At 43.8% G+C, this 19,421-nt stretch carries 15 protein-coding genes and 1 pseudogene; 5 read left to right on the top strand and 11 right to left on the bottom strand.

Going from position 1 to position 19,421, the window contains the following annotated elements:
• Positions 1 to 97 precede the first annotated feature (97 nt).
• Both R8695_RS00745 and R8695_RS00740 read right to left on the bottom strand, forming a co-directional pair.
• On the bottom strand, positions 98 to 1,657 hold the full coding sequence (locus R8695_RS00745; RefSeq protein ID WP_205730804.1) for a DUF3794 and LysM peptidoglycan-binding domain-containing protein: 1,560 nt from the start codon (positions 1,655 to 1,657) through the stop codon (positions 98 to 100).
• 58 nt (positions 1,658 to 1,715) lie between these two features.
• Positions 1,716 to 2,126 carry a protease complex subunit PrcB family protein gene (locus R8695_RS00740; protein ID WP_118511825.1) on the bottom strand — a complete coding sequence of 137 codons (411 nt, stop codon included), beginning with the start codon at positions 2,124 to 2,126 and terminating at the stop codon, positions 1,716 to 1,718.
• A 164-nt stretch (positions 2,127 to 2,290) separates the two neighbouring features.
• On the opposite strand from R8695_RS00740, the gene R8695_RS00735 reads away from it, so the two are divergent.
• The gene (locus R8695_RS00735) at positions 2,291 to 3,037 is read left to right on the top strand and encodes a lysophospholipid acyltransferase family protein (RefSeq protein WP_154780756.1); all 747 of its coding nucleotides are present in this window, start codon (positions 2,291 to 2,293) and stop codon (positions 3,035 to 3,037) included.
• Positions 3,038 to 3,123: 86 nt separating this feature from the next.
• Here the strand turns inward: R8695_RS00735 and R8695_RS00730 are convergent, their stop codons facing one another.
• The 4 genes from R8695_RS00730 to ileS form a co-directional block, all read right to left on the bottom strand.
• Positions 3,124 to 3,651 (bottom strand): spore maturation protein, encoded by a 528-nt coding sequence (locus R8695_RS00730; protein ID WP_118511821.1) that lies wholly within the window; start codon positions 3,649 to 3,651, stop codon positions 3,124 to 3,126.
• Positions 3,648 to 4,259, bottom strand: a complete 612-nt coding sequence (locus R8695_RS00725) for a nucleoside recognition protein (RefSeq protein WP_154780757.1) — start codon at positions 4,257 to 4,259, stop codon at positions 3,648 to 3,650. Before R8695_RS00725 ends, R8695_RS00730 begins: the two co-directional genes overlap by 4 nt.
• Before the next feature lie 158 nt (positions 4,260 to 4,417).
• Positions 4,418 to 6,880 (bottom strand): glycogen/starch/alpha-glucan phosphorylase, encoded by a 2,463-nt coding sequence (locus R8695_RS00720; protein ID WP_154780758.1) that lies wholly within the window; start codon positions 6,878 to 6,880, stop codon positions 4,418 to 4,420.
• Positions 6,881 to 7,204: 324 nt separating this feature from the next.
• The gene (gene ileS / locus R8695_RS00715; protein ID WP_167829776.1) at positions 7,205 to 10,360 is read right to left on the bottom strand and encodes an isoleucine--tRNA ligase; all 3,156 of its coding nucleotides are present in this window, start codon (positions 10,358 to 10,360) and stop codon (positions 7,205 to 7,207) included.
• Positions 10,361 to 11,065: 705 nt separating this feature from the next.
• On the opposite strand from ileS, the gene R8695_RS00710 reads away from it, so the two are divergent.
• Positions 11,066 to 12,286 carry a D-alanyl-D-alanine carboxypeptidase family protein gene (locus R8695_RS00710; RefSeq protein WP_243139565.1) on the top strand — a complete coding sequence of 407 codons (1,221 nt, stop codon included), beginning with the start codon at positions 11,066 to 11,068 and terminating at the stop codon, positions 12,284 to 12,286.
• Here R8695_RS00710 and R8695_RS00705 read toward each other — a convergent pair.
• The 5 genes and pseudogenes from R8695_RS00705 to R8695_RS00685 all read right to left on the bottom strand — a co-directional run bounded on the left by R8695_RS00705 (position 12,257) and on the right by R8695_RS00685 (position 16,531).
• Positions 12,257 to 13,216 (bottom strand): 3'-5' exonuclease, encoded by a 960-nt coding sequence (locus R8695_RS00705; RefSeq protein WP_154780760.1) that lies wholly within the window; start codon positions 13,214 to 13,216, stop codon positions 12,257 to 12,259. The two genes, R8695_RS00710 and R8695_RS00705, sit on opposite strands and share 30 nt — an antisense overlap.
• Before the next feature lie 17 nt (positions 13,217 to 13,233).
• Positions 13,234 to 14,193: a nucleoside hydrolase gene (locus R8695_RS00700; RefSeq protein WP_118511809.1), complete on the bottom strand. Its 960-nt coding sequence runs from the start codon at positions 14,191 to 14,193 to the stop codon at positions 13,234 to 13,236.
• Positions 14,194 to 14,267: 74 nt separating this feature from the next.
• Positions 14,268 to 14,420 (bottom strand): annotated as a pseudogene (locus R8695_RS17820) (response regulator); the annotation flags it as partial.
• Between the two features lie 494 nt (positions 14,421 to 14,914).
• Complete coding sequence (locus tag R8695_RS00690) at positions 14,915 to 15,043, bottom strand: hypothetical protein (protein WP_279238211.1); 129 nt, start codon at positions 15,041 to 15,043, stop codon at positions 14,915 to 14,917.
• A 315-nt stretch (positions 15,044 to 15,358) separates the two neighbouring features.
• Entirely contained in the window at positions 15,359 to 16,531 is a 1,173-nt protein-coding gene (locus R8695_RS00685) for an acyltransferase family protein (RefSeq protein ID WP_154780762.1), read from the bottom strand.
• 409 nt (positions 16,532 to 16,940) lie between these two features.
• Here R8695_RS00685 and R8695_RS00680 point away from each other — a divergent pair, with 409 nt between their 5' ends.
• The 3 genes from R8695_RS00680 to R8695_RS00670 all read left to right on the top strand — a co-directional run bounded on the left by R8695_RS00680 (position 16,941) and on the right by R8695_RS00670 (position 19,395).
• The gene (locus R8695_RS00680; protein WP_154780763.1) at positions 16,941 to 17,648 is read left to right on the top strand and encodes a LytR/AlgR family response regulator transcription factor; all 708 of its coding nucleotides are present in this window, start codon (positions 16,941 to 16,943) and stop codon (positions 17,646 to 17,648) included.
• 311 nt (positions 17,649 to 17,959) lie between these two features.
• Positions 17,960 to 18,580 (top strand): hypothetical protein, encoded by a 621-nt coding sequence (locus tag R8695_RS00675; protein ID WP_154780764.1) that lies wholly within the window; start codon positions 17,960 to 17,962, stop codon positions 18,578 to 18,580.
• Positions 18,577 to 19,395, top strand: coding sequence for a GHKL domain-containing protein (locus tag R8695_RS00670; RefSeq protein WP_154780765.1), 819 nt, complete (start codon positions 18,577 to 18,579; stop codon positions 19,393 to 19,395). The genes R8695_RS00675 and R8695_RS00670 overlap by 4 nt, the downstream gene beginning before the upstream one ends.
• Positions 19,396 to 19,421: the final 26 nt, after the last annotated feature.

Here is a 19,421-nt window from a genome sequence, read left to right as displayed (position 1 = left end):
TGATACTTATTTTAAAACATTTCTTTTTTTATTTCAATAAGAGAAAAACGGTTTTTTATGGAAAATTTTTCAATAACCAAAGATGATCCGGGGATTGTTAATTCTGCACCTGTTTGATGAGAAGCAGCGGCTGCCCTGCCTTTACTTCTTTCTCTGTAATGCCGTTGACTGCGCAGATCTCATCCACTGTGGTATAAAACTGTCTGGCTATATCCCAAAGGGTATCCTCCTGCTTCACCATATATACAGTGATCCCCGGCATTGCTTCGATCTTTTTCATATCCAGGGGCTTTTCTTCCACCTGGTCTATCAGCTGCTCTTCCCACTGGCGCAGGACCAGCACATTCAGTCCCACTGCTGTTTTTACCTCGATCTCATCTCCGTCAGCCATAGTAGTGGAAAGCTGTTCCAGATCTGCCTGCAGGAAATAGACGCTGTCCTTCGTGATCCCTTTGGCTTCGATTACATGGGTAAAAGGCAGCATGGTTTCCATAGAGTAAAAAGGCATCTCATCATTTCCTATAATATACAGGATCTTCAGGATGATAACACCTTCTGCCAGGATCCCTTCCTGTGTGATCTTCGTGCTGTCGATCTTTACCCTGCCGCTGCTGTGACAAAGCTGCAGCACTTTGCCCTGGCTTTCCTTGACTTCTATACGGTCTGTCACCCTGCATTTGGAGAAATTCCGCACCAGAAGACTTTCCAGCTGTTCCTTTTTTCTCTGTATCACGCACTCTTTCAGCGGAGTGTATACATCCAGGATCAGGTCATGTTCTTCTTCACGGTAAAGCTTCATGTTCAACTCCAGCACCACATCTGCCTGCAGGATCCGCTCTTCCCCGTCACCGTCCGGCTTCACTTCCATGGTATGATGAAGAACAGAAACTTCAATGTGGGGGATCAGGTCTTCTCCGCAGCCTGTGCATTCCACTTCACTGTTAAAAGGCAGCGCATATTCCAGCCACTGGGGAGGATTTTCCGCTTCTGTTCCCATATACAGGGCAAAAACCGACAGTTCCCCCTTCGCCCGGATTTTATCATTCTCAGGCCGCAGATCCAGGTTGCGGGGTTCTATTGTGTACCATAAAAGGGACTCTATGTTCGGCCGGTTTGACGCCAGACTGATATCTTCTTTGATCCGGAGGGTGTCTTTTTTATGTACACACAGACTCATAAGCCGGACTTTTTTCTTTTTTACAGAAATCTCATTCTCGTCCAGTGCCGTCGGTATCTGAACCTGGGTCAGCTCATCCACCACTGCATAAAAAGTCACGATGGCCTTGATGCTCAGCTTCCGGGAGTGGATCATGCGGACAGTCAGATCTTCGATTTCCCAGCTCAGGCACAGTTTATCCCCGCCCTGGATTCCTTCCAGATTCACTGTTTCATCCATGGGAAGTGAAGCAGAAAGACTGCAGATCCTGCCCTCATTTTCACTGACATACAGGATATCCGCATTCAGAGAACCTTTGAGAAAGGCCTTTCCCTCGCTGAGACGGACTTCATCCATGGAAACATCTGCCTTGCTCTGCACGATCCTTCCCATGTCCGCTTTCGCATCCGGCACATTGTAATCTACATCAAAGGTCACCTGGCTGACTGCTTTATTTTTTACACGAAGCATCTGAACATTTTCTTTTTTTAATTCCAGCATGTTTAATTCCCTTTCTTTTTTAACTTTTCGATTTTTGAACTTGTAGCCCGGTCCTGCATCAGAAAAACTCTACCGGCTTCGTTGTATTCTTTATTTTCAGCACAATACATGGACAGGATGGCTCGCCGCCCTGATCCTCTTTCGAGGGGCCCAGAAGACGGGTCCTGCAGAACACCGCATTTTCGGACTCAGACATCTCTTCTACCTGAATGCTGTATCCTCCTGTCATCTGCACTCCGTAGCCTTTCATCAGATACAGGTCATCTCCCACACGGTAAGTCATCTGGAATTCTTTTTCCTTCTTCTGCTCTATGAACTCCAGCGCCTCCTGAGGAAGATCCGTCAGTTTCACAATGGTATATTCCAGAGGTTTGCGTTCTCCCTCTTCTATGCGTATAAGTCGGCACCCTGCCAGTAATGCTGACAGCAGAAATACCAGTATGAAAAATCCTCCTGCTTTTTTCTTCATTGCGCCTGCCTGCTGCTGTTCCCTTATTACCCATTCTATGAGAAAAAACGGCCGCTTATGCTCTTTTTGGAAGGAAAAGCATTGCAGGTTTCAGATGGATTCCGTATAATGGCATTATGACTGTGGGTCAGGTCTGTATATGATGACCCGGAAAGGAATTTATTATGATACGTTTTATATTAGTCTGTATTGTGGTGATCGGATTTCTGATCCTTTCTATCCCGATCCTTCTGGTAGAATGGATCATCGGGAAGTTCGCACCTATGGCGAAGGATATCAGTTCCCTGCGCATTGTTCAGTTTATGTTCCGCTTTATCCTGTGGATTACCGGAGCGAAAGTCACTGTGATCGGTGAGGAAAATGTCCCGAAGGATACTCCTGTACTTTATATCGGCAACCACAGAAGCTACTTCGATATCCTGCTGACTTATTCCCGCTGTCCCATCCGCACCGGATACATTGCGAAAAAAGAAATGGAAAAAATCCCTCTTCTGTCTAACTGGATGCGTTATCTGCACTGCCTGTTTCTGGACAGAAAGGATATTAAACAGGGACTTAAGACCATCCTGGCAGCAGTAGATAAAGTGAAATCCGGAATCTCCATCTGTATTTTCCCCGAGGGAACCAGAAATAAAAATGAAGATGAACTGGATATGCTTTCTTTCCATGAGGGAAGCTTCAAGATCGCAGCCAAAGCGAAATGTCCTATCATTCCTATGGCGATCAGCAATTCCGCTGATGTTTTCGAAGCTCATTTCCCAACCATTCATCCTGCGAAGGTTGTGGTGGAATACGGGAAACCTATTTATCCGGACGAGCTGAGCAAGGAAGATAAGAAACATATCGGTGAATATACCCGCAATATCATTCATGACATGCTGGTAAAAAATAAACCGCTGACTGAAAAATAAAAAGAATCCTGCCCGGAGGGCAATATTGGAGCAGATCTACCGTTTTTCCTACAGGAATCTGCTCCTTTTTACGTTATGGGCAGATATCAGATCATCATCTGCACCAGAAAAATTGCTGTAACCGTTCCTGCCAGGGTGGCGATCAGTGCACCCGGCAGCGTATATCTGGTTTTCTCGATCTTTGCAGCTGCAAAATAAACACTCATACAGTAGAATACACTTTCTGTGGCACTCATGATCACAGCTCCCATAAGCCCCGCTGCAGAGTCAGTCCCATATTCTTTGAAAATATCCAGCAGAAGACTTACTGCTGCACTGGACGAAAACATCCGCACAACTGTAAGCGGCAGGATCTCCGAGGGCACCCCCATCCTTTCTGTAAGTTTTCCCAGCAATCCTCCCACAAAGTCCAGAAATCCTGATGCACGCAGGATTCCCACTGCAGTCATCAGACCGATCAGGGTAGGACAGATCCCTGCTGCTGTTTTCAGTCCGTCTTTTGCTCCCTCCATAAAATCTCCGTAAATATCCCTTCTGGAAGCAAGCCCGTAACCGACCACATACAGGATCAGAAACGGCATCAGCAATTCCGATACATACGACAGAAGCTTCATCCTGCCCTCCCCTTTCTGTTCATGATCCAGCAGAAGATCACTGCCGCTCCTGTGCTTACTGCAGTGGCAGCAATGGCAGGTCCTATTACAGCTGTGGGGTTTGCGCTGCCATATTGTACACGATACGCAATGATATTTACCGGAATAAGCTGCAGCGAAGAAATATTGATAATGAGAAAAGTACACATCTCATCTGTAGCAGTTCCTGACGGGGCTGCCTGTATACCGGAGATTCTTTTCTCCTCTTCTGCTTCTGCCAGACTTTCCATGGCTTTCAGCCCTGCGGGAGTGGCTGCCCATCCAAGCCCCAGAATATTGGACAGGAAATTCACGGAAATATATCTGCCTGCCATGGAATCAGGATCCAGCCCCGGAAAAAGGAACCGGAGCACAGGTCCCATTTTCCCTGAAAGTCCTTCGATCAGGCCGGAACCTTCCGCGATCTTCATCAGTCCGGTCCACATTCCTACAATTCCTGCCATGGAAATGCACAGGTTTACGCTTTCCCTGGAAGATGACACCACAGCCTCAGTAACAGCTTTCAAATTCCCGGTCAGAAGACCGTAAATAATCCCCACCAGGATCATACCGCTCCATAAATAAGTCATGTTCAACCCTCCGTTATGCTATCTTATTCCAGGTAACTCTCTGACAGAACTGACAGGCAGGATTCTCCGCCTGCAGTGGATTTCAACCACGTAAAAAGCCCCGACAGTACAATTTCTATCACTGTACTGCCGGGGCTGTATTTTATCCGGTAATTATTTTATTTCTTTCTTACAATTACTCTGTCCAGATGCCAGATATCATCTACATATTCCTGGATAGTTCTGTCGGATGTGAACTTGCCGCTGTGTGCTGTATTCAGAAGTGCTTTCTTAGCCCAGCCTTTCTCATCTCTGTATGCTTCTTCTACACGTCTCTGTGCATCTGCATAGGAGCGGAAGTCTGCAAGGATGAAGTAGCGGTCTGCTCTGTCTGTGTTCTTTGTATTAAGAAGTGAATCGTACAGGTCGCGGAAGAGTTCTGTGTCGCTGGAGAAAGTTCCGTTGATGAGCTGCATCAGTACCTGACGGATTTCTTCGTCTGTGTTGTAGATTACGTTTGGATCGTATCCGCCGTTGTTTTCGTAGTTGATGACTTCGTCGGAGCTTAAACCGAAGATGAATGCGTTCTCTGCACCAACTTCTTCTACGATCTCTACGTTGGCACCGTCCATAGTTCCAAGTGTCGGAGCACCGTTGAGCATGAACTTCATGTTACCTGTTCCGGATGCTTCTTTACTTGCTGTGGAGATCTGCTCAGAAACGTCTGCTGCTGCGAAGATCCACTCAGCATTGGATACTCTGTAGTTTTCGATGAATACAACTTTGATCTTGCCGTTGATGGAAGCATCGTTGTTTACTACATCTGCTACGGAGTTGATGAGTTTGATGATCTTCTTGGCTGTTGCATAACCTGCGGATGCTTTTGCACCGAAGATGAATGTTCTTGGATAGAATTCCATTTCCGGATGCATCTTGATCTGGTTGTACAGATAGATAACATGCAGGATGTTCAGGAGCTGACGTTTGTATTCGTGAAGTCTTTTAACCTGTACATCGAAGATGGAGTGTGGGTCTACTTCTACGCCATTGTGCTCGAGGATGTATTTGGCCAGACGCTCTTTGTTCTTGAACTTGATGTTCATGAATTCCTGGAGTGCTTTTTCATCGTCTGCATAAACTGCAAGTTTCTTTAACTGTGGAAGGTCTGTGATCCAGTCCGGTCCGATGTGCTCTGTGATCCAGTCTGCAAGGAGTGGATTTGCATGGAGCAGGAAACGTCTCTGAGTGATACCGTTTGTCTTGTTGTTGAATTTCTCAGGCATCATTTCATAGAAGTCTTTTAATTCCTGATGTTTCAGGATCTCTGTATGAAGGCGTGCAACACCGTTTACAGAGTAGCCTGCTGCGATTGCAAGGTGAGCCATCTTAACCTGTCCGTCATAGATGATTGCCATCTTTTTGATCTTCTCGTAGTTTCCCGGATATTTTGCCTGGATAGCGAGAATGAAACGACGGTTGATCTCTTCGATGATCTGGTATACACGCGGAAGCAGTCTGGAGAAGAGCTCGATCGGCCATTTCTCAAGTGCTTCGGACATGATAGTATGGTTTGTGTAAGCAACAGATTTGGTTGTTACCTCCCATGCTTCATCCCATCCAAGTCCTTCTTCATCCATGAGGATACGCATTAACTCTGCTACTGCTACAGTCGGATGTGTATCATTCATCTGGAAGGTTACTTTTTCATATAATTTATGGATATCGTCATGTTTCTTTTTGTATTTGGCAATTGCTGCCTGGAGGCTTGCAGATACGAAGAAGTACTGCTGTTTCAGTCTCAGCTCTTTACCTGCATAGTGGTTGTCATTCGGGTAAAGGACTTCTACGATATTGCGGGCAAGGTTCTCCTGCTCTACTGCTTTCTTGTAATCACCTTTGTCAAAGGAATCCAGCTCGAAGTCTACGATTGGCTCTGCATCCCAGATACGAAGTGTGTTTACTACATCATTGTCATATCCTGTGATCGGCATATCATAAGGAATGGCTTTTACTGCCTGATATCCTTCGTGGATAAATTTGTTTCCGCCCTTTTCAGGATCGTACTCTACTCTTACATATCCGCCGAAGTGTACTTCTTTGGCATATTCCGGACGGCGCAGTTCAAATGGGTAGCCGTTCTTTAACCAGTTATCCGGTACCTCGATCTGATAACCGTTTTCGATTTTCTGTTTGAACATTCCGTAGTGATAACGGATTCCGCAGCCATATGCTGCGTAATTTAAAGTTGCGAGAGAATCAAGGAAGCATGCAGCCAGTCTTCCCAGACCACCGTTTCCAAGTGCCGGATCCGGCTCCTGGTCTTCGATACAGTTAAGGTCAAATCCCAGTTCTTCGAGAGCTTCTTTTACTTCACCGTAAGCGCAAAGGTTGATCAGGTTGTTTCCGAGAGCACGTCCCATCAGGAATTCCATGGACATATAATATACGATCTTCGGATCCTGTTCTTCATATGCTTTCTGTGTTGCAAGCCAGTTATCAATGATAACATCCTTAACTGTGTAGCTTACTGCCTGGAAAATCTGCTCCTGTGTAGCTTCTTCAATTGTTTTTCGATAGAGGAATTTTACGTTGTCTTTTACGCTTTTCTTGAATGCCTCTTTCTTGAACATTTCGTTTGTCATTTCATACCTCCCGTAATGGTTTCACGGTTCACTTTATTCTCAGTAATATGCCTTGCGGATATTGCCGGCGAACCTCTTCATTCCGTCAACTCTTCTGTTTTCTCATATCAGAGAAATTGGGGGCAAAGAATCTCCGCCTCCAATTTCCTCTCTGAAATCAGACTGTCATAGATAATGATACTCTTTTTCCGACAGTCTGTCATGTGTATAATTGCCGAATTTTATAACTTTTTTTTGTTATCATGCATTGCGAAAGTACTATATTTCCTGCGAAATATCTGTAATTTATCAGTATCTTATCAGCAATTGATCATATGTTATCAATTACAGTTTCTTAACACCCATAGTTACTGCTTCTTTATTGATGTTCCATTCTTTCACATAACCATCGGTCTCTCCAAGTACCATTTCGTCTGCAAGTACTTCAGACTTAATTTCGTCTTCATGTGCTTTCATGACATCCTGGATCTTGTCGTTTCCGTGAGCGTATACTACGATCTTGTCCATGACTTCGAAGCCAGCTTCTTTTCTCATGGTCTGGATCTTGCTGATGATCTCGCGAACGAATCCCTCTTCGATCAGTTCAGGTGTCAGGTTTGTATCAAGAACTACGGATGTTTCACCGTCGGATTCGGATACATAGCCTTCTGTCTGTGCTGTTTCAATAAGAAGGTCTTCTTCTGTAAGCTCTACATCATTTCCGTTGATATCCAGTTTCAGGACACCGTTGGTTCTCAGTTCGTTCATCGCTGCTGTTCCATTGATGTCTGTGAGAGCCTGCTTGATTCCGCCGAGGAGTTTACCGTATTTCGGTCCTACTGTACGCAGCTGTGGTTTGAAGCTGTAGGAGATAAAGGATTCTACGTCATCTGCAAATTTTACTTCTTTGACATTCAGCTCGTCTGCGATGATGTCTGTGTAGAATTTGTCCATCTTCTTCTCAGCTTTTACATACATAATTCCGATCGGCTGACGGTTCTTGATGTTTGCTGTATTTCTGCATGCACGTCCAAGAACTACGATCTCAAGAAGTTCTTTCATATCTGCTTCCAGATCTTTGTCGATCCAAGCTTCGTTTACAGTCGGGAAGTCGCAGAGGTGGATACTTTCAGGTGCATCTTTGTCTACGCTTCTTACCAGGTTCTGGTACATATCTTCTGTCATGAACGGGATCATCGGAGCTGCTGTCTTGGCGATTGTTACCAGTGCATGGTACAGAGTCATGTAAGCGTTGATCTTATCCTGCTCCATTCCTTTTGCCCAGAAACGTTCACGACTTCTTCTTACATACCAGTTACTCATCTCATCTACGAATTCCTGAAGTGCTCTTGCTGCTTCCGGGATCTTGTAGTTTGCCAGATCATTATCTACTGTCTGAACAGTTGTGTTTAATCTGCTGAGGAGCCATTTGTCCATTACTGGAAGCTGGTCGTATTCAAGATTGTATTTGGTCGGATCGAAGTTATCGATATTTGCATATAATACGAAGAATGCGTAAGTGTTCCAGAGTGTGCTCATGAATTTACGCTGTCCTTCTACAACTGCTTTGCCGTGGAAACGGTTCGGAAGCCATGGTGCACTGTTGATATAGAAGTACCATCTGATGGCATCTGCGCCATATTTGTTCAGTGCATCGAACGGGTCAACTGCGTTTCCTTTGGACTTACTCATCTTCTGTCCGTTCTCATCCTGGACATGTCCCAGAACGATTACGTTCTTGTATGGTGCTTTGTTGAAGAGCAGTGTGGATTCTGCAAGGAGTGAATAGAACCATCCACGGGTCTGGTCTACTGCCTCGGAGATAAAGTTTGCAGGGAACTGCTGCTCAAATAATTCTTTGTTTTCAAATGGATAGTGGTGCTGTGCGAAAGGCATTGCTCCTGAGTCGAACCAGCAGTCAATAACTTCCGGTACACGGTGCATTTCTCCACCGCACTCCGGACACTTCAGTGTGATCTCATCAATGTATGGACGGTGAAGCTCTACTGTCTTGGCTTTCTCGTCGCCGCTCATCTCAAATAATTCCTGACGGCTTCCGATAGAATGCATATGTCCGCATTCGCACTGCCAGATGTTCAGTGGTGTTCCCCAGTAACGGTTACGGCTGATACCCCAGTCCTGAACATTTTCAAGCCAGTCACCGAAACGTCCCTTACCGATGCTCTCCGGAATCCAGTTGATTGTATTGTTGTTTCTGATCAGGTCATCTTTGACTGCTGTCATTTTGATGAACCAGGATTCTCTTGCATAGTAGATCAGTGGTGTGTCACATCTCCAGCAGTGTGGATATTCATGCTCGAATTTCGGAGCATCGAAAAGTTTGCCTTCTTTGTCCAGGTCTGTGAGAACCATCGGGTCTGCTTTCTTTACGAAAATGCCAGCGTATGGAGTTTCTTTTGTCAGATTACCTCTGCCATCTACGAACTGTACAAATGGAAGATCGTAGTTACGTCCGATTCTGCTGTCGTCTTCACCGAATGCCGGTGCGATATGAACGATACCGGTACCATCGCTCATGGTAACGTATGTGTCACATGTTACAAAATGAGCTTTCTTTTTCTGTTTTGCTGCTGCTTCTCCTGCGCATGCGAAAAGCGGCTCATATTCTTTGTATTCCAGATCTGTTCCTTTGCAAGTTTCCAGAACTTCGTATGCTTTCTCGCCTTCTTCTTTGGCAAGTTTGCCAAGAACTTTGTCCAGAAGTGCTTCTGCCATGTAATATGTGTATCCATCTGCTGCTTTTACTTTGCAGTAAGTCTCATCCGGGTTTACGCAGAGTGCAACGTTGGACGGAAGTGTCCAAGGTGTTGTTGTCCATGCAAGGAAATATGCATCTTCACCGATAACTTTGAATCTTACAACTGCGGAACGCTCTTTTACAGTTTTGTATCCCTGGGATACTTCCTGTGCGGAAAGCGGGGTACCGCAGCGTGGACAGTAAGGAACGATTTTGAAACCTTTGTACAGAAGTTTCTTGTTCCAGATTTCTTTCAGTGCCCACCATTCGGATTCAATATAATCATCATAGTAAGTTACATATGGATGTTCCATGTCTGCCCAGAAACCAACTGTAGAAGAGAAATCCTCCCACATTCCTTTGTATTTCCAGACACTTTCTTTACACTGTTTGATAAACGGCTCCATACCGTATTCTTCGATCTGTTCCTTGCCATCCAGTCCCAGTTTCTTCTCTACTTCCAGCTCTACCGGAAGGCCATGAGTATCCCATCCTGCTTTACGCGGAACCATGTAGCCTTTCATTGTACGGTATCTCGGGATCATATCTTTGATTACACGTGTAAGCACATGACCGATATGTGGTTTACCGTTTGCGGTCGGCGGTCCATCGTAGAAAGTATAGGTTTCTCCCTCTTTTCTGTTCTCCATACTTTTCTCAAAGATATGGTTCTCTTTCCAGAATTCTTCTACTTTTTTCTCACGGTCTACAAAGTTTAAGTTCGTATCAACTTTCTGGTACACAGTAATTTACCTCCTGTTTAAATTATTTGTATCAGACATTGGAAAATATACAAAATATTTCCTGTGTCTTTTAAGAACGAAAACAAGCCTTTGATCTTTTTTGTTTTATAGGATAAAGGCGTTTACTATCAAAAGTCCTCATCTTTATCCTATAAAACAAAAAAATCGCCCCTTTTGTAAAAGGACGAAGGTTTATTGACGTTCGTTATACCACCTGTTACATTGTACGGGCTGTTTTTGCCGATACAAGAATCCTTTAACGGGGATTTCCGTCAGCCCTTACCTGCCTGTCTGCCCTTCAGAGCTGCAACTCCGGAGTGATATTCGCCGCATTTACTCACTGCCGGGCTCACACCTTCCCCGGTTCGCTGTCCGCTTTCGACTGCAGTTACTGTCTCCATCAACGTTTTTGTGGTTATGTTTTTTTAACACTATGCGGATTTATTATAAGGTCTGGAATTTCCCTGTGTCAAGTATTTTTTGGTATATTTAAGGTAATCCTAACCAGGAGGAACCAGAAATTTTTACACACCTCTTGTAAATAATGGTATAATAGTGTAAAATCTGCTGTCTGTAAAAAAGATTTTTTACCAGATTACAGATATCTGATATTTATATGTTACAATACAACACGGATACAAAATATACCAACTGATTTTATGAAGGGTAAATATTCAAATGTTTAAAAGAAAATTTCATAAACGAATGAAGCAACTGATTTCTGCTGCTCTCTGTGCAGGACTTTTCGCCACCCAGCCGGGAATCATTTATGCGGCGGAAGACGATCCCATCATCACTGCCACTCCTGTGCCGGAGCATTCCGCTTATTATTCACAGGCTGCAGACACGGATTCCATCAAAGGATGGCCTACCGGCCCCAGTATCGAGGGTCAGTCAGCAGTACTGATGGACGCAGTAACAGATACTGTTCTTTATTCCAAGAATGCAGATGAGAAGCTTTATCCTGCCAGCATCACGAAGATCATGACGGCACTGCTGGCATGTGAGAACCTGGATATGAACGATACCATCACCATGTCCCAGGAAGCAGCATACGGCATCGAGTCCGGCAGTTCTTCTATTTATGCAGAGACAGGGGAAGTCTTTACAGTAGAACAGGCCCTCATGGCTCTCATGCTGGAATCTGCCAATGAAATGGCTTTGGCCCTGGCTGAGAAAGTCAGCGGATCTGTGAAGAAATTCGTAGAGCTGATGAACCAGCGCGCCGAACAGCTTGGCTGCCACAACACACACTTTAACAATCCCAACGGTCTTCACGATGAGAAGCATTACACCACTGCCAATGATATGATGAAAATTGCCAAGGCAGCCTGGTACAATCCTCTTTACCGCAAGTTCGTCACTACCCAGGTTTATGAGGTTCCGCCTACCAATATGCAGCCGGAAACCCGCTATTTTCTCAACCATCATAAGATGATGGCCGGACAGTCCTATGCATATGACGGAGTACTGGGCGGTAAGACCGGATACACCACCAACGCAGGAAACACCCTGGTAACCTATGCCAAAAGAGGCAACATGGTTCTGGTGGCAGTGGTATTGAATTCCACCAACGGAGCTTTCCCTGATACAGCCTCCCTGCTGGATTACGGATTTGACAATTTCGAGAAAGTCGATATGAACGTGGATCTGAATCCTGTTCCAGCCAGATATCTCCCCTCTGAGAAATATCTGCTGAAGAGTACGGATGATATCTGTCCTTTCTATTATATAAGGCATGTGTATGTGACAGTTCCCACCGGAACTGATGTAAGTACCCTGGAGAAGAAGCAGAAAGTCCTGCCCAACTCCGTAGGTCCGAAACGAATCAAAAGTAAATATTATCTGGACGGCCATATGGTCGGCTATGGAATGCAATATGAAAAGGAGATCCTTTCAGACCTCCTTTCCGGTATTTCTTTTTAATTGTCTTCTGCGGCGGAGAAGCTCCTTTCTTTCACGGAGTTCCTCCGCTTCTTCTGTATCTGTGAACCGCAGCGTTTTCACAGCGAAATACTTCTCTTCATCCGTTTTATGAATACGGATCTTCCCTCGTACCAGTCCATGTTCATCACAGACAGAAACACTGAAATAAACCTTTGGATTGTTCATGAACCACCGGATCCTGCGTCTGGCCGGCTGATGACAGATGGGGCATCTGGTGCTTGTCACTTCTCTGTCTTTCATGATCCGTTCCTTTGCGACGAATTCTCTGGATACATATTTGTCATATTCCGGATAGGAGATATGGATCTCATCTTTTTTCTTTTTCGGATTCTGATATACATCCAGGGAGGGGTGATTTATGATCATAATGTTATTCAGATGCTTCAGAACTTCCGCCGTGTACACCGCATCTGCCAGTGCCCTGTGAAAGCCCTGCTGCTTCCCGATCTTCAGTTCATCCACAGCATGTTCCAGTGCACATCTGTGGCTTCCGTCATCAAAGGAAAGACTGTAGAGTTTCTGTACATCATAATAAGTCACAGGACCCGGGAGTTGATCCAGCATTCCATAAAATTTCATATTTCTCTGAAGTTCCATCACATCCTGATTTCCCCAGGTAAAGAAATACCAGTCCGGTCCGCACCACTCCAGAAATTCCCGTGCAGCCTGCTGAAAAGGGATTCCATCCAGCAGATCCTTATAATCTACATGGATCACTTCATGAATACTGTCATGGATCCAGTTATAAACCTGTGGCCGGATCAGTCTGTGGAAGCTGTCTGTGATTTCTTTTCTGCTGTTTACTTTTACTGCTCCGATCTCTATGATCTCGAAGGGCAGTTTATCATTGCGGGTCTTTTTCCCCTCCGGATTCTGGTTCCATTCCAGATCAAAGACAATATAATTCATGAGTCTGTTCCTTCTTGTTAGTTTCCTTTCACCATCTCACCCAGTTCATAAAGACCTTCGATGAGATATTTCTGGAATTCTGTGCTGTCTGCTCTCATCAGCACCAGATTATTGCTTTCCAGTTCTTCTTCTCTCCACCAGCGGAAATCGCAGATCGTTCTACCTCTGGACGCACAGTCTGAGCATTCCACATCCAACACGGCTTTCTCTGCTTCAAAGATCTCCGGATGGGTCAGATACATAAATGGCACTGCATCGTGAATGCTTACCACTCTTTTATATTTGTTCCCGTGATCCAGACTGTAGGCTCCCATTTCTCCGCAGAAATGAGCGATCTTATTGCCGGACTGTGCCAGTTTCGCGATCTGGGACGCTGTAAGCACACATTTCTCCGTTACATCCAAGCCGCACATTACAAGGGGCACACCGGAACCAAATACAATCTTCGCAGCTTCCGGATCCGTATAAATATTGAACTCTGCAGAAGCAGTTACATTTCCTCCTGATGCGGAACCTCCCATAAATATGATCTCACATATTCTGCTTTTTACTTCCGGAAAAAGCTTCAGAAGCATAGCAATATTTGTCAGAGGCGCTGTACAGACCAGAGTAGCTTTCTCATTCTCCGGAAGCTCCATAAGCTTTCTTCTTATATAAAATACAGCCATTTCTTCCACTGCCTGTTTCTCAGACCCAGGCAGAACACAATTTCCCAGTCCATTCTCTCCGTGATAATCTGTAGCCGGTGCAAGTTTGTTGATCAACGGCTGGGACATTCCTGCTGCCACCTCTGTATCCAGACCATAAAACGCAGTCAGATCCAGCGCATTCGCTGTTACTTTCTGAAGTTCCTGATTCCCTGCCACTGTGGTAACTGCCAGGATTTTAAACGCATCCGGTCTGGAAGCTGCATACGCCAATGCCATTGCATCGTCAATTCCCGGATCACAATCCATAATAATTTTTCTCTGTTCCATAACCGATTTCCTCTTTTTTCTCTATAGTATACCAGACTGTTACTTTACTGTAAATGTAAAAGATATCACGCTCTTTATCCACAATATCCGGCAATGGTTTCCACAACCTTTTTCATCTCCAGCGGTTTGGAAAGATGTGCATTCATTCCCGCTTCCATGCATTGTCTCACATCTTCGTCGAAGGCATTGGCAGTCATGGCAATGATTGGAATGCTTCCGGCATCTTCGAAATTAAACGGCGGATAATCATCACTGCCCACAATAACCTGGGGCAGACTCCGGGTATTTCCCTTCTGTACATCTCCCACACCGGCACATCCGCTGAAAAGAACAGCTCCCACGCAGAAAATGCCGAGCAGTGCTGCAATTTTCTTCTTATGTCTGTTATGATTCCTGTCCTGTTTTATTTCTCTCATTCATACTCTTCCTGTCTTCTATAACTGCTGATATTTAAAGTTGTTGGTAAGTATTTTTCTTATTATAACTTGTAGGGAAATTGGCTGTCAATTTCTGTTTACAACTATAACGCAAACAGGGCCTGAACTTTTTTCTCAGTTCAGACCCTGTTGGGGATTTATTTTCACATATTTTCTCTCTGATGCATTCCGTGATAGCACGTTCTACGGCTTCATCCAGCGACATTTCTGCTGCATAGGTTCTTACACGTGATGTATATTCTGCGTAGTCCTGAAGTGTTTTGCCGGTTTCCATCAGTTTTCGGTTATGTCCTGGTTCCATTGATCGCATTGTAAAGTTTCAGCAGTTCATTCCTGTTGCTGAACAGCATTGCGAAGATCCGTGATTTATAAATCCGGTTCGCAGGTAAAACATCGGTGTTATTTTCTGCCATGTTAATCCTCCTTTTGCACTGTCGGGAGAATCCCATGGTAATAATCTTCCGGAAACCTCCCTGCCTGATCAAGTTATTTAAGCATTGAGATTTCTTCGTGATAGCCGAACGGCTGATAAGCTCAGATACGGAAAATGTCCGTATAGAATGATAGAAATGAAATGCTTTGTTTTACTTTAGCACAATATGGGCGATAATTCAACTAAAATGTTTCGACAAATTCTGGCCATTTTCTTAAATTTATCAAAAAAACAGGACCCAAACCCCGTCCCCGAAGTCCAGACCCTGTATCATATCTTTTCCAATAATCCTTTTTCACCTTCCCCGACTTATAAGCTTAACAATCTTGCCAACGGCCTCATTATAATGAAGAACTTTCTTCAAAAATTCTATCCCAATAGAGAGCATCAGCGAAATGATCATCAATACATTTACGATCAACAGCGGGTATTTAAAACTGTATGTAAAATCATAGAACCAAACCCTGCGGATATAGTTATGAACCAGGAAAATATTCGCAGAATATACTCCCAGGAACCTCAGGACCTGTTTAAGTCCCGGCAGGGAGAAAAGGAACTCACATCCAAAAGCCGTTACCATAACCGGAATAACCGCATCCCAGAACGGATACAGAACACCCTTTAACGGACCTTCACGTACGCTCATCACAAGTAGTATTCCTGAAAATTCCAGCAGGAATTTCAAAATTTTATTAATCACATTATTGCCACATATCCGAAACTGTACCATTCGGGTAATCGTGTTACCATAAGCCGCAGCAATACCGACAGCAATGCACAAGATATAATGCCAGATATTTATGTTTCCGAAAGTAACTGTAAAATTCAGTACTGCAACCACACACAAAAACGCTAAAGACCCCACCTTCTCTAAAAGCAGATAAAACAGGGGAACAAGTACGATCAGTATCAGTGCCAGGCTGTAATACCAGTAAGTTCCGAGAAATGTAGGTGTCCCCAGCAGCTGGGCCAGGCCAAGCATATCCAGGATATAGTATTCCATATTCAGAGGAAAGACGCTTCCGTAAATTTCAGCCAGACGCCCCGGATCATAGAATAATGCAAAAATATCTACCAGCAAAAATACAAAAATAAATCCTCCCAGCAGACGGATCACCCTTGATAAAATCATATTTCCTATAAATTTATGGGTGGTCTGACTATCTGCATCTTTTGGCAAAGACATCATCTTTTTCGTTAATCCATATGCACTGATAAAAACAAAAAGCGACACACATATTTTAAAGAAAAGAGCAACATAATTCCACACTGATTCAGGTATGATAAAAATAAGCTCCTGACCTTTATAACGGGATGGCCCCAAAAAGCAGTGATGGGCAATAAGCATAATGATGGCAATTCCCTTCAGGCAGTCGGATTGATATTTACCAAAAATATCCTGAGATTTATGTATATTTCCTTCTATACTCTGCGTATTTTGTTTCTTTTTCTGAACTAAAGTAAACATAAAACCTCCTGTAAATCTTTTTTATAACACAATAATATTCCATATTTATCCTAAATATTATTGTATCAGCATATCGTCTCCCGTTCAACTAATTTCATAAAACAAGGACCTAAACCCCGTCCCCGGGATTCGGCCCTTGTTTCATAAGTAAATATTTTATCTTTTTCTTTTACTACCGGCTTGGAAATTACCTCACAGGTGTTATTGTATAGTTTTTTGTATTTATTTCAACCAATTTGCATAATTAACCATAAAACTGTAATATTTGGCATGTTTCTCCCCTTCACGATCTGCTGCTGTAATATTTGCCGTAGACTTTCCACCATTTTTCCTGTATATTGTTCTTATAAAGACACTACGGCCAAAAATTAGCTGAATACATATACATCCGAAGGTGAATTATTGAATTATGCTGAAAATTGCTATCTGCGAAGACAATGAGATCTTCGTTGAAATTATAAAAAACAACCTTAAAACTATGTTAAATGTTCCCTATAAACTGGATTCTTTCCTTTCCGGCAGGGAATTCCTGAAAGCACTGTCAGAGAATGTCTGTCAGTATAACCTTGTTTTTCTGGATATTGAACTGGAGGACAAATCTATTTCAGGGATCGATCTGGGACAGATGATCAACAGCCGGAATCCTCAGACACAGCTGATCTTCATCAGCCAGTATCTGGAGTATGCTTCCGATGTCTATTCAACGAAGCATACCTACTTCATTAACAAAAACCGGCTGAATGATTATCTGGCAGATGCCCTGCATGCTGCGCTGAAAAATCTGGACACCGGCCGGAAACAGTATCTTACCTTTAAGGTAAAGCAGACTCAGCTCAGAATTCCTGCAGATAATATTCTGTATCTGGAGCGTAATCTGCGGGAAACTTTTATTTATACCGGAAATAAAACCTATACCACCAGAGATAAACTCAGTGAACTTCAACAGCAGCTTCCTTCCTTTTTTGTATGCTGCCACAGAAGCTTTCTCGTAAATCTGCATGCAGTCACCAGTCTTCATCATGCTGAGATCATACTGAATAACGGGAAGGGCATTCCTGTCAGCCGTGCCCATTATGATGATACAAAAAAAGCATTTTCGCTGCTGATGCTCAGGTAACTTTATATTATTTACAGAAAGGCAATATCATGGTTTATATTCTCAAATATTTATTATGTTCACTTTTACCGGCATCCTTTTCCATTTCCTGCTGCGCTGCTCTCTTTTTCCCCGGCATCCTTACACCTTCCGGGAAATTTCTCTCCCGAAGCCGCGTACGGATTTTTCTTTGTTTTATGATCTCTACGGCTTTCGCCATTGTCGTAAAATATTTTTATCAGAGTTTCGGAACCTGGGTGCTCCAGCTAGCCCTTGTCCTGTGGGTGATTCTCCTTTTTACAGATACATTGAAAAGGAAGCTTTCGGCATTTTTGATCTATATCTCGATCATGATGATCTCTGAATCCATTTCCGGATCATTGATCCTGTCACTTTATGCATTGCTCCACGGAGAAGCAGCTTATAACATTTACCATACGCTTTCTACCACATGGGAACTCCTTCTTATGACAACTCTGACCTTCCTTATTGCATTACTGATCATCTCGAAGGTAGTTCCCCTGCTGAAAAAGTACTCTCACAGCATCCATCTGACTACCCTTGCAGAACTGGTCTTTCCTGCACAGGTTTCGTCTCTTATTACGGGATTGATCCTGTATAAGGAAAATTCTCCCTGGTATGGCTGGCTGATCTTTCTGTACTGGCTGATTGAATTTCTCTGTTATTTTATTGTGCTTCGGGCTTTCCGCAATATCTACGCCAGGGAAAAGGAGCATGAGCTGCTTGTTCAGCAGATGGATTTTACCAGAAAACAGATGGAATTTTCACAGGAAATGGAGAAGGAATACCGTTCTGTGCGCAAATGGAACCACGACATGGAGAATCATCTTTTTTCTTTGAATTACCTGATAAACACTAAGAAATACGATGAGGCAGAGAAATATCTGGAATCTCTTCTTTCAGATCTTCCGCCGGAAAAGAGGAACTTATGAAATCTGGTTTTATTATTTTGTTTCTGGAAATTTTCGGAGTCCAGCTGTGCAATTTTCTGCTTTCCGTAAAGTCTGAAATTGCCTATATTTTCCTGCTTATCCAGTCTTTCCTGCTGTTGTTTATTTACAGGCATCTCTATCTTCTGGTTAAACAGTCATTGAAAAACGCCCAGCAGGAGGCAGAATTCCAGTCTCTTCAGAAACAGGAACAGCTGCAGAAAGATCAGGAACAGCTTTTTATTTCCAGACGTCAGGAAACGCTGGCATTCCAGCAGGCCACGATCCAGAATCTCCAGACACTTCAGACTTATCTGAAGTCAGGTGAATATGATAAGATCCAGAACTACCTTCCTGCTATTACAGATAATTTCCAGAAGGAGCGTTTCCACCCGATCTGCCATGACAGCCTGATCAATGCGATCCTTGCGGACAAAAGATTTCTGGCTTTGCAGAAAAATGTCAAAATCAGCTATGAGATCCTTCTTCCGGAGAAGTCGTGCATTTCTTCTTCTGAACTGAGCAGTATATTTTTCAATCTCCTGGATAATGGACTTGAGAGCTGCAGTACATGCGGACTTCCGGAACCTTTTATTTCCGTGACCTCACGCATGTCAGCTGGTTTTCTTACCATACATATGCGAAACAGCAAAGACCCTGCACAAACTTTTGACCACAAAACCTCCAAATCCGATATCGTAAACCATGGCTTCGGCTTATCTATCATCGAAGACATCTGCACCAAAAATGACGGCAGCTGCCAGTGGCTGGATCACGGAGATAGCTTTGATTCAATTGTTATGTTGCGGTACCAGTAGATAAAAACAAGGTCTGAACATTGTTT

This window comes from Blautia luti (assembly GCF_033096465.1).
Taxonomy (GTDB): domain Bacteria; phylum Bacillota; class Clostridia; order Lachnospirales; family Lachnospiraceae; genus Blautia_A; species Blautia_A luti.
This window is presented reverse-complemented; position numbering and strand designations above follow the sequence as displayed.

Bases quoted from the DNA above. Each gene is read 5' to 3' on its own strand.
- R8695_RS00705 (WP_154780760.1), bottom strand. From the start codon at position 13,216: ATGAATTATATTGTCTTTGATCTGGAATGGAACCAGAATCCGGAGGGG.
- R8695_RS00685 (WP_154780762.1), bottom strand. From the start codon at position 16,531: ATGTTTACTTTAGTTCAGAAAAAGAAACAAAATACGCAGAGTATAGAA.
- R8695_RS00720 (WP_154780758.1), bottom strand. From the start codon at position 6,880: ATGACAAACGAAATGTTCAAGAAAGAGGCATTCAAGAAAAGCGTAAAA.
- R8695_RS00740 (WP_118511825.1), bottom strand. From the start codon at position 2,126: ATGAAGAAAAAAGCAGGAGGATTTTTCATACTGGTATTTCTGCTGTCA.
- R8695_RS00700 (WP_118511809.1), bottom strand. From the start codon at position 14,193: ATGGAACAGAGAAAAATTATTATGGATTGTGATCCGGGAATTGACGAT.
- R8695_RS00735 (WP_154780756.1), top strand. From the start codon at position 2,291: ATGATACGTTTTATATTAGTCTGTATTGTGGTGATCGGATTTCTGATC.
- R8695_RS00670 (WP_154780765.1), top strand. From the start codon at position 18,577: ATGAAATCTGGTTTTATTATTTTGTTTCTGGAAATTTTCGGAGTCCAG.
- R8695_RS00730 (WP_118511821.1), bottom strand. From the start codon at position 3,651: ATGAAGCTTCTGTCGTATGTATCGGAATTGCTGATGCCGTTTCTGATC.
- R8695_RS00725 (WP_154780757.1), bottom strand. From the start codon at position 4,259: ATGACTTATTTATGGAGCGGTATGATCCTGGTGGGGATTATTTACGGT.
- R8695_RS00710 (WP_243139565.1), top strand. From the start codon at position 11,066: ATGAAGCAACTGATTTCTGCTGCTCTCTGTGCAGGACTTTTCGCCACC.
- R8695_RS00680 (WP_154780763.1), top strand. From the start codon at position 16,941: ATGCTGAAAATTGCTATCTGCGAAGACAATGAGATCTTCGTTGAAATT.
- R8695_RS00745 (WP_205730804.1), bottom strand. From the start codon at position 1,657: ATGCTGGAATTAAAAAAAGAAAATGTTCAGATGCTTCGTGTAAAAAAT.
- R8695_RS00690 (WP_279238211.1), bottom strand. From the start codon at position 15,043: ATGGCAGAAAATAACACCGATGTTTTACCTGCGAACCGGATTTATAAA.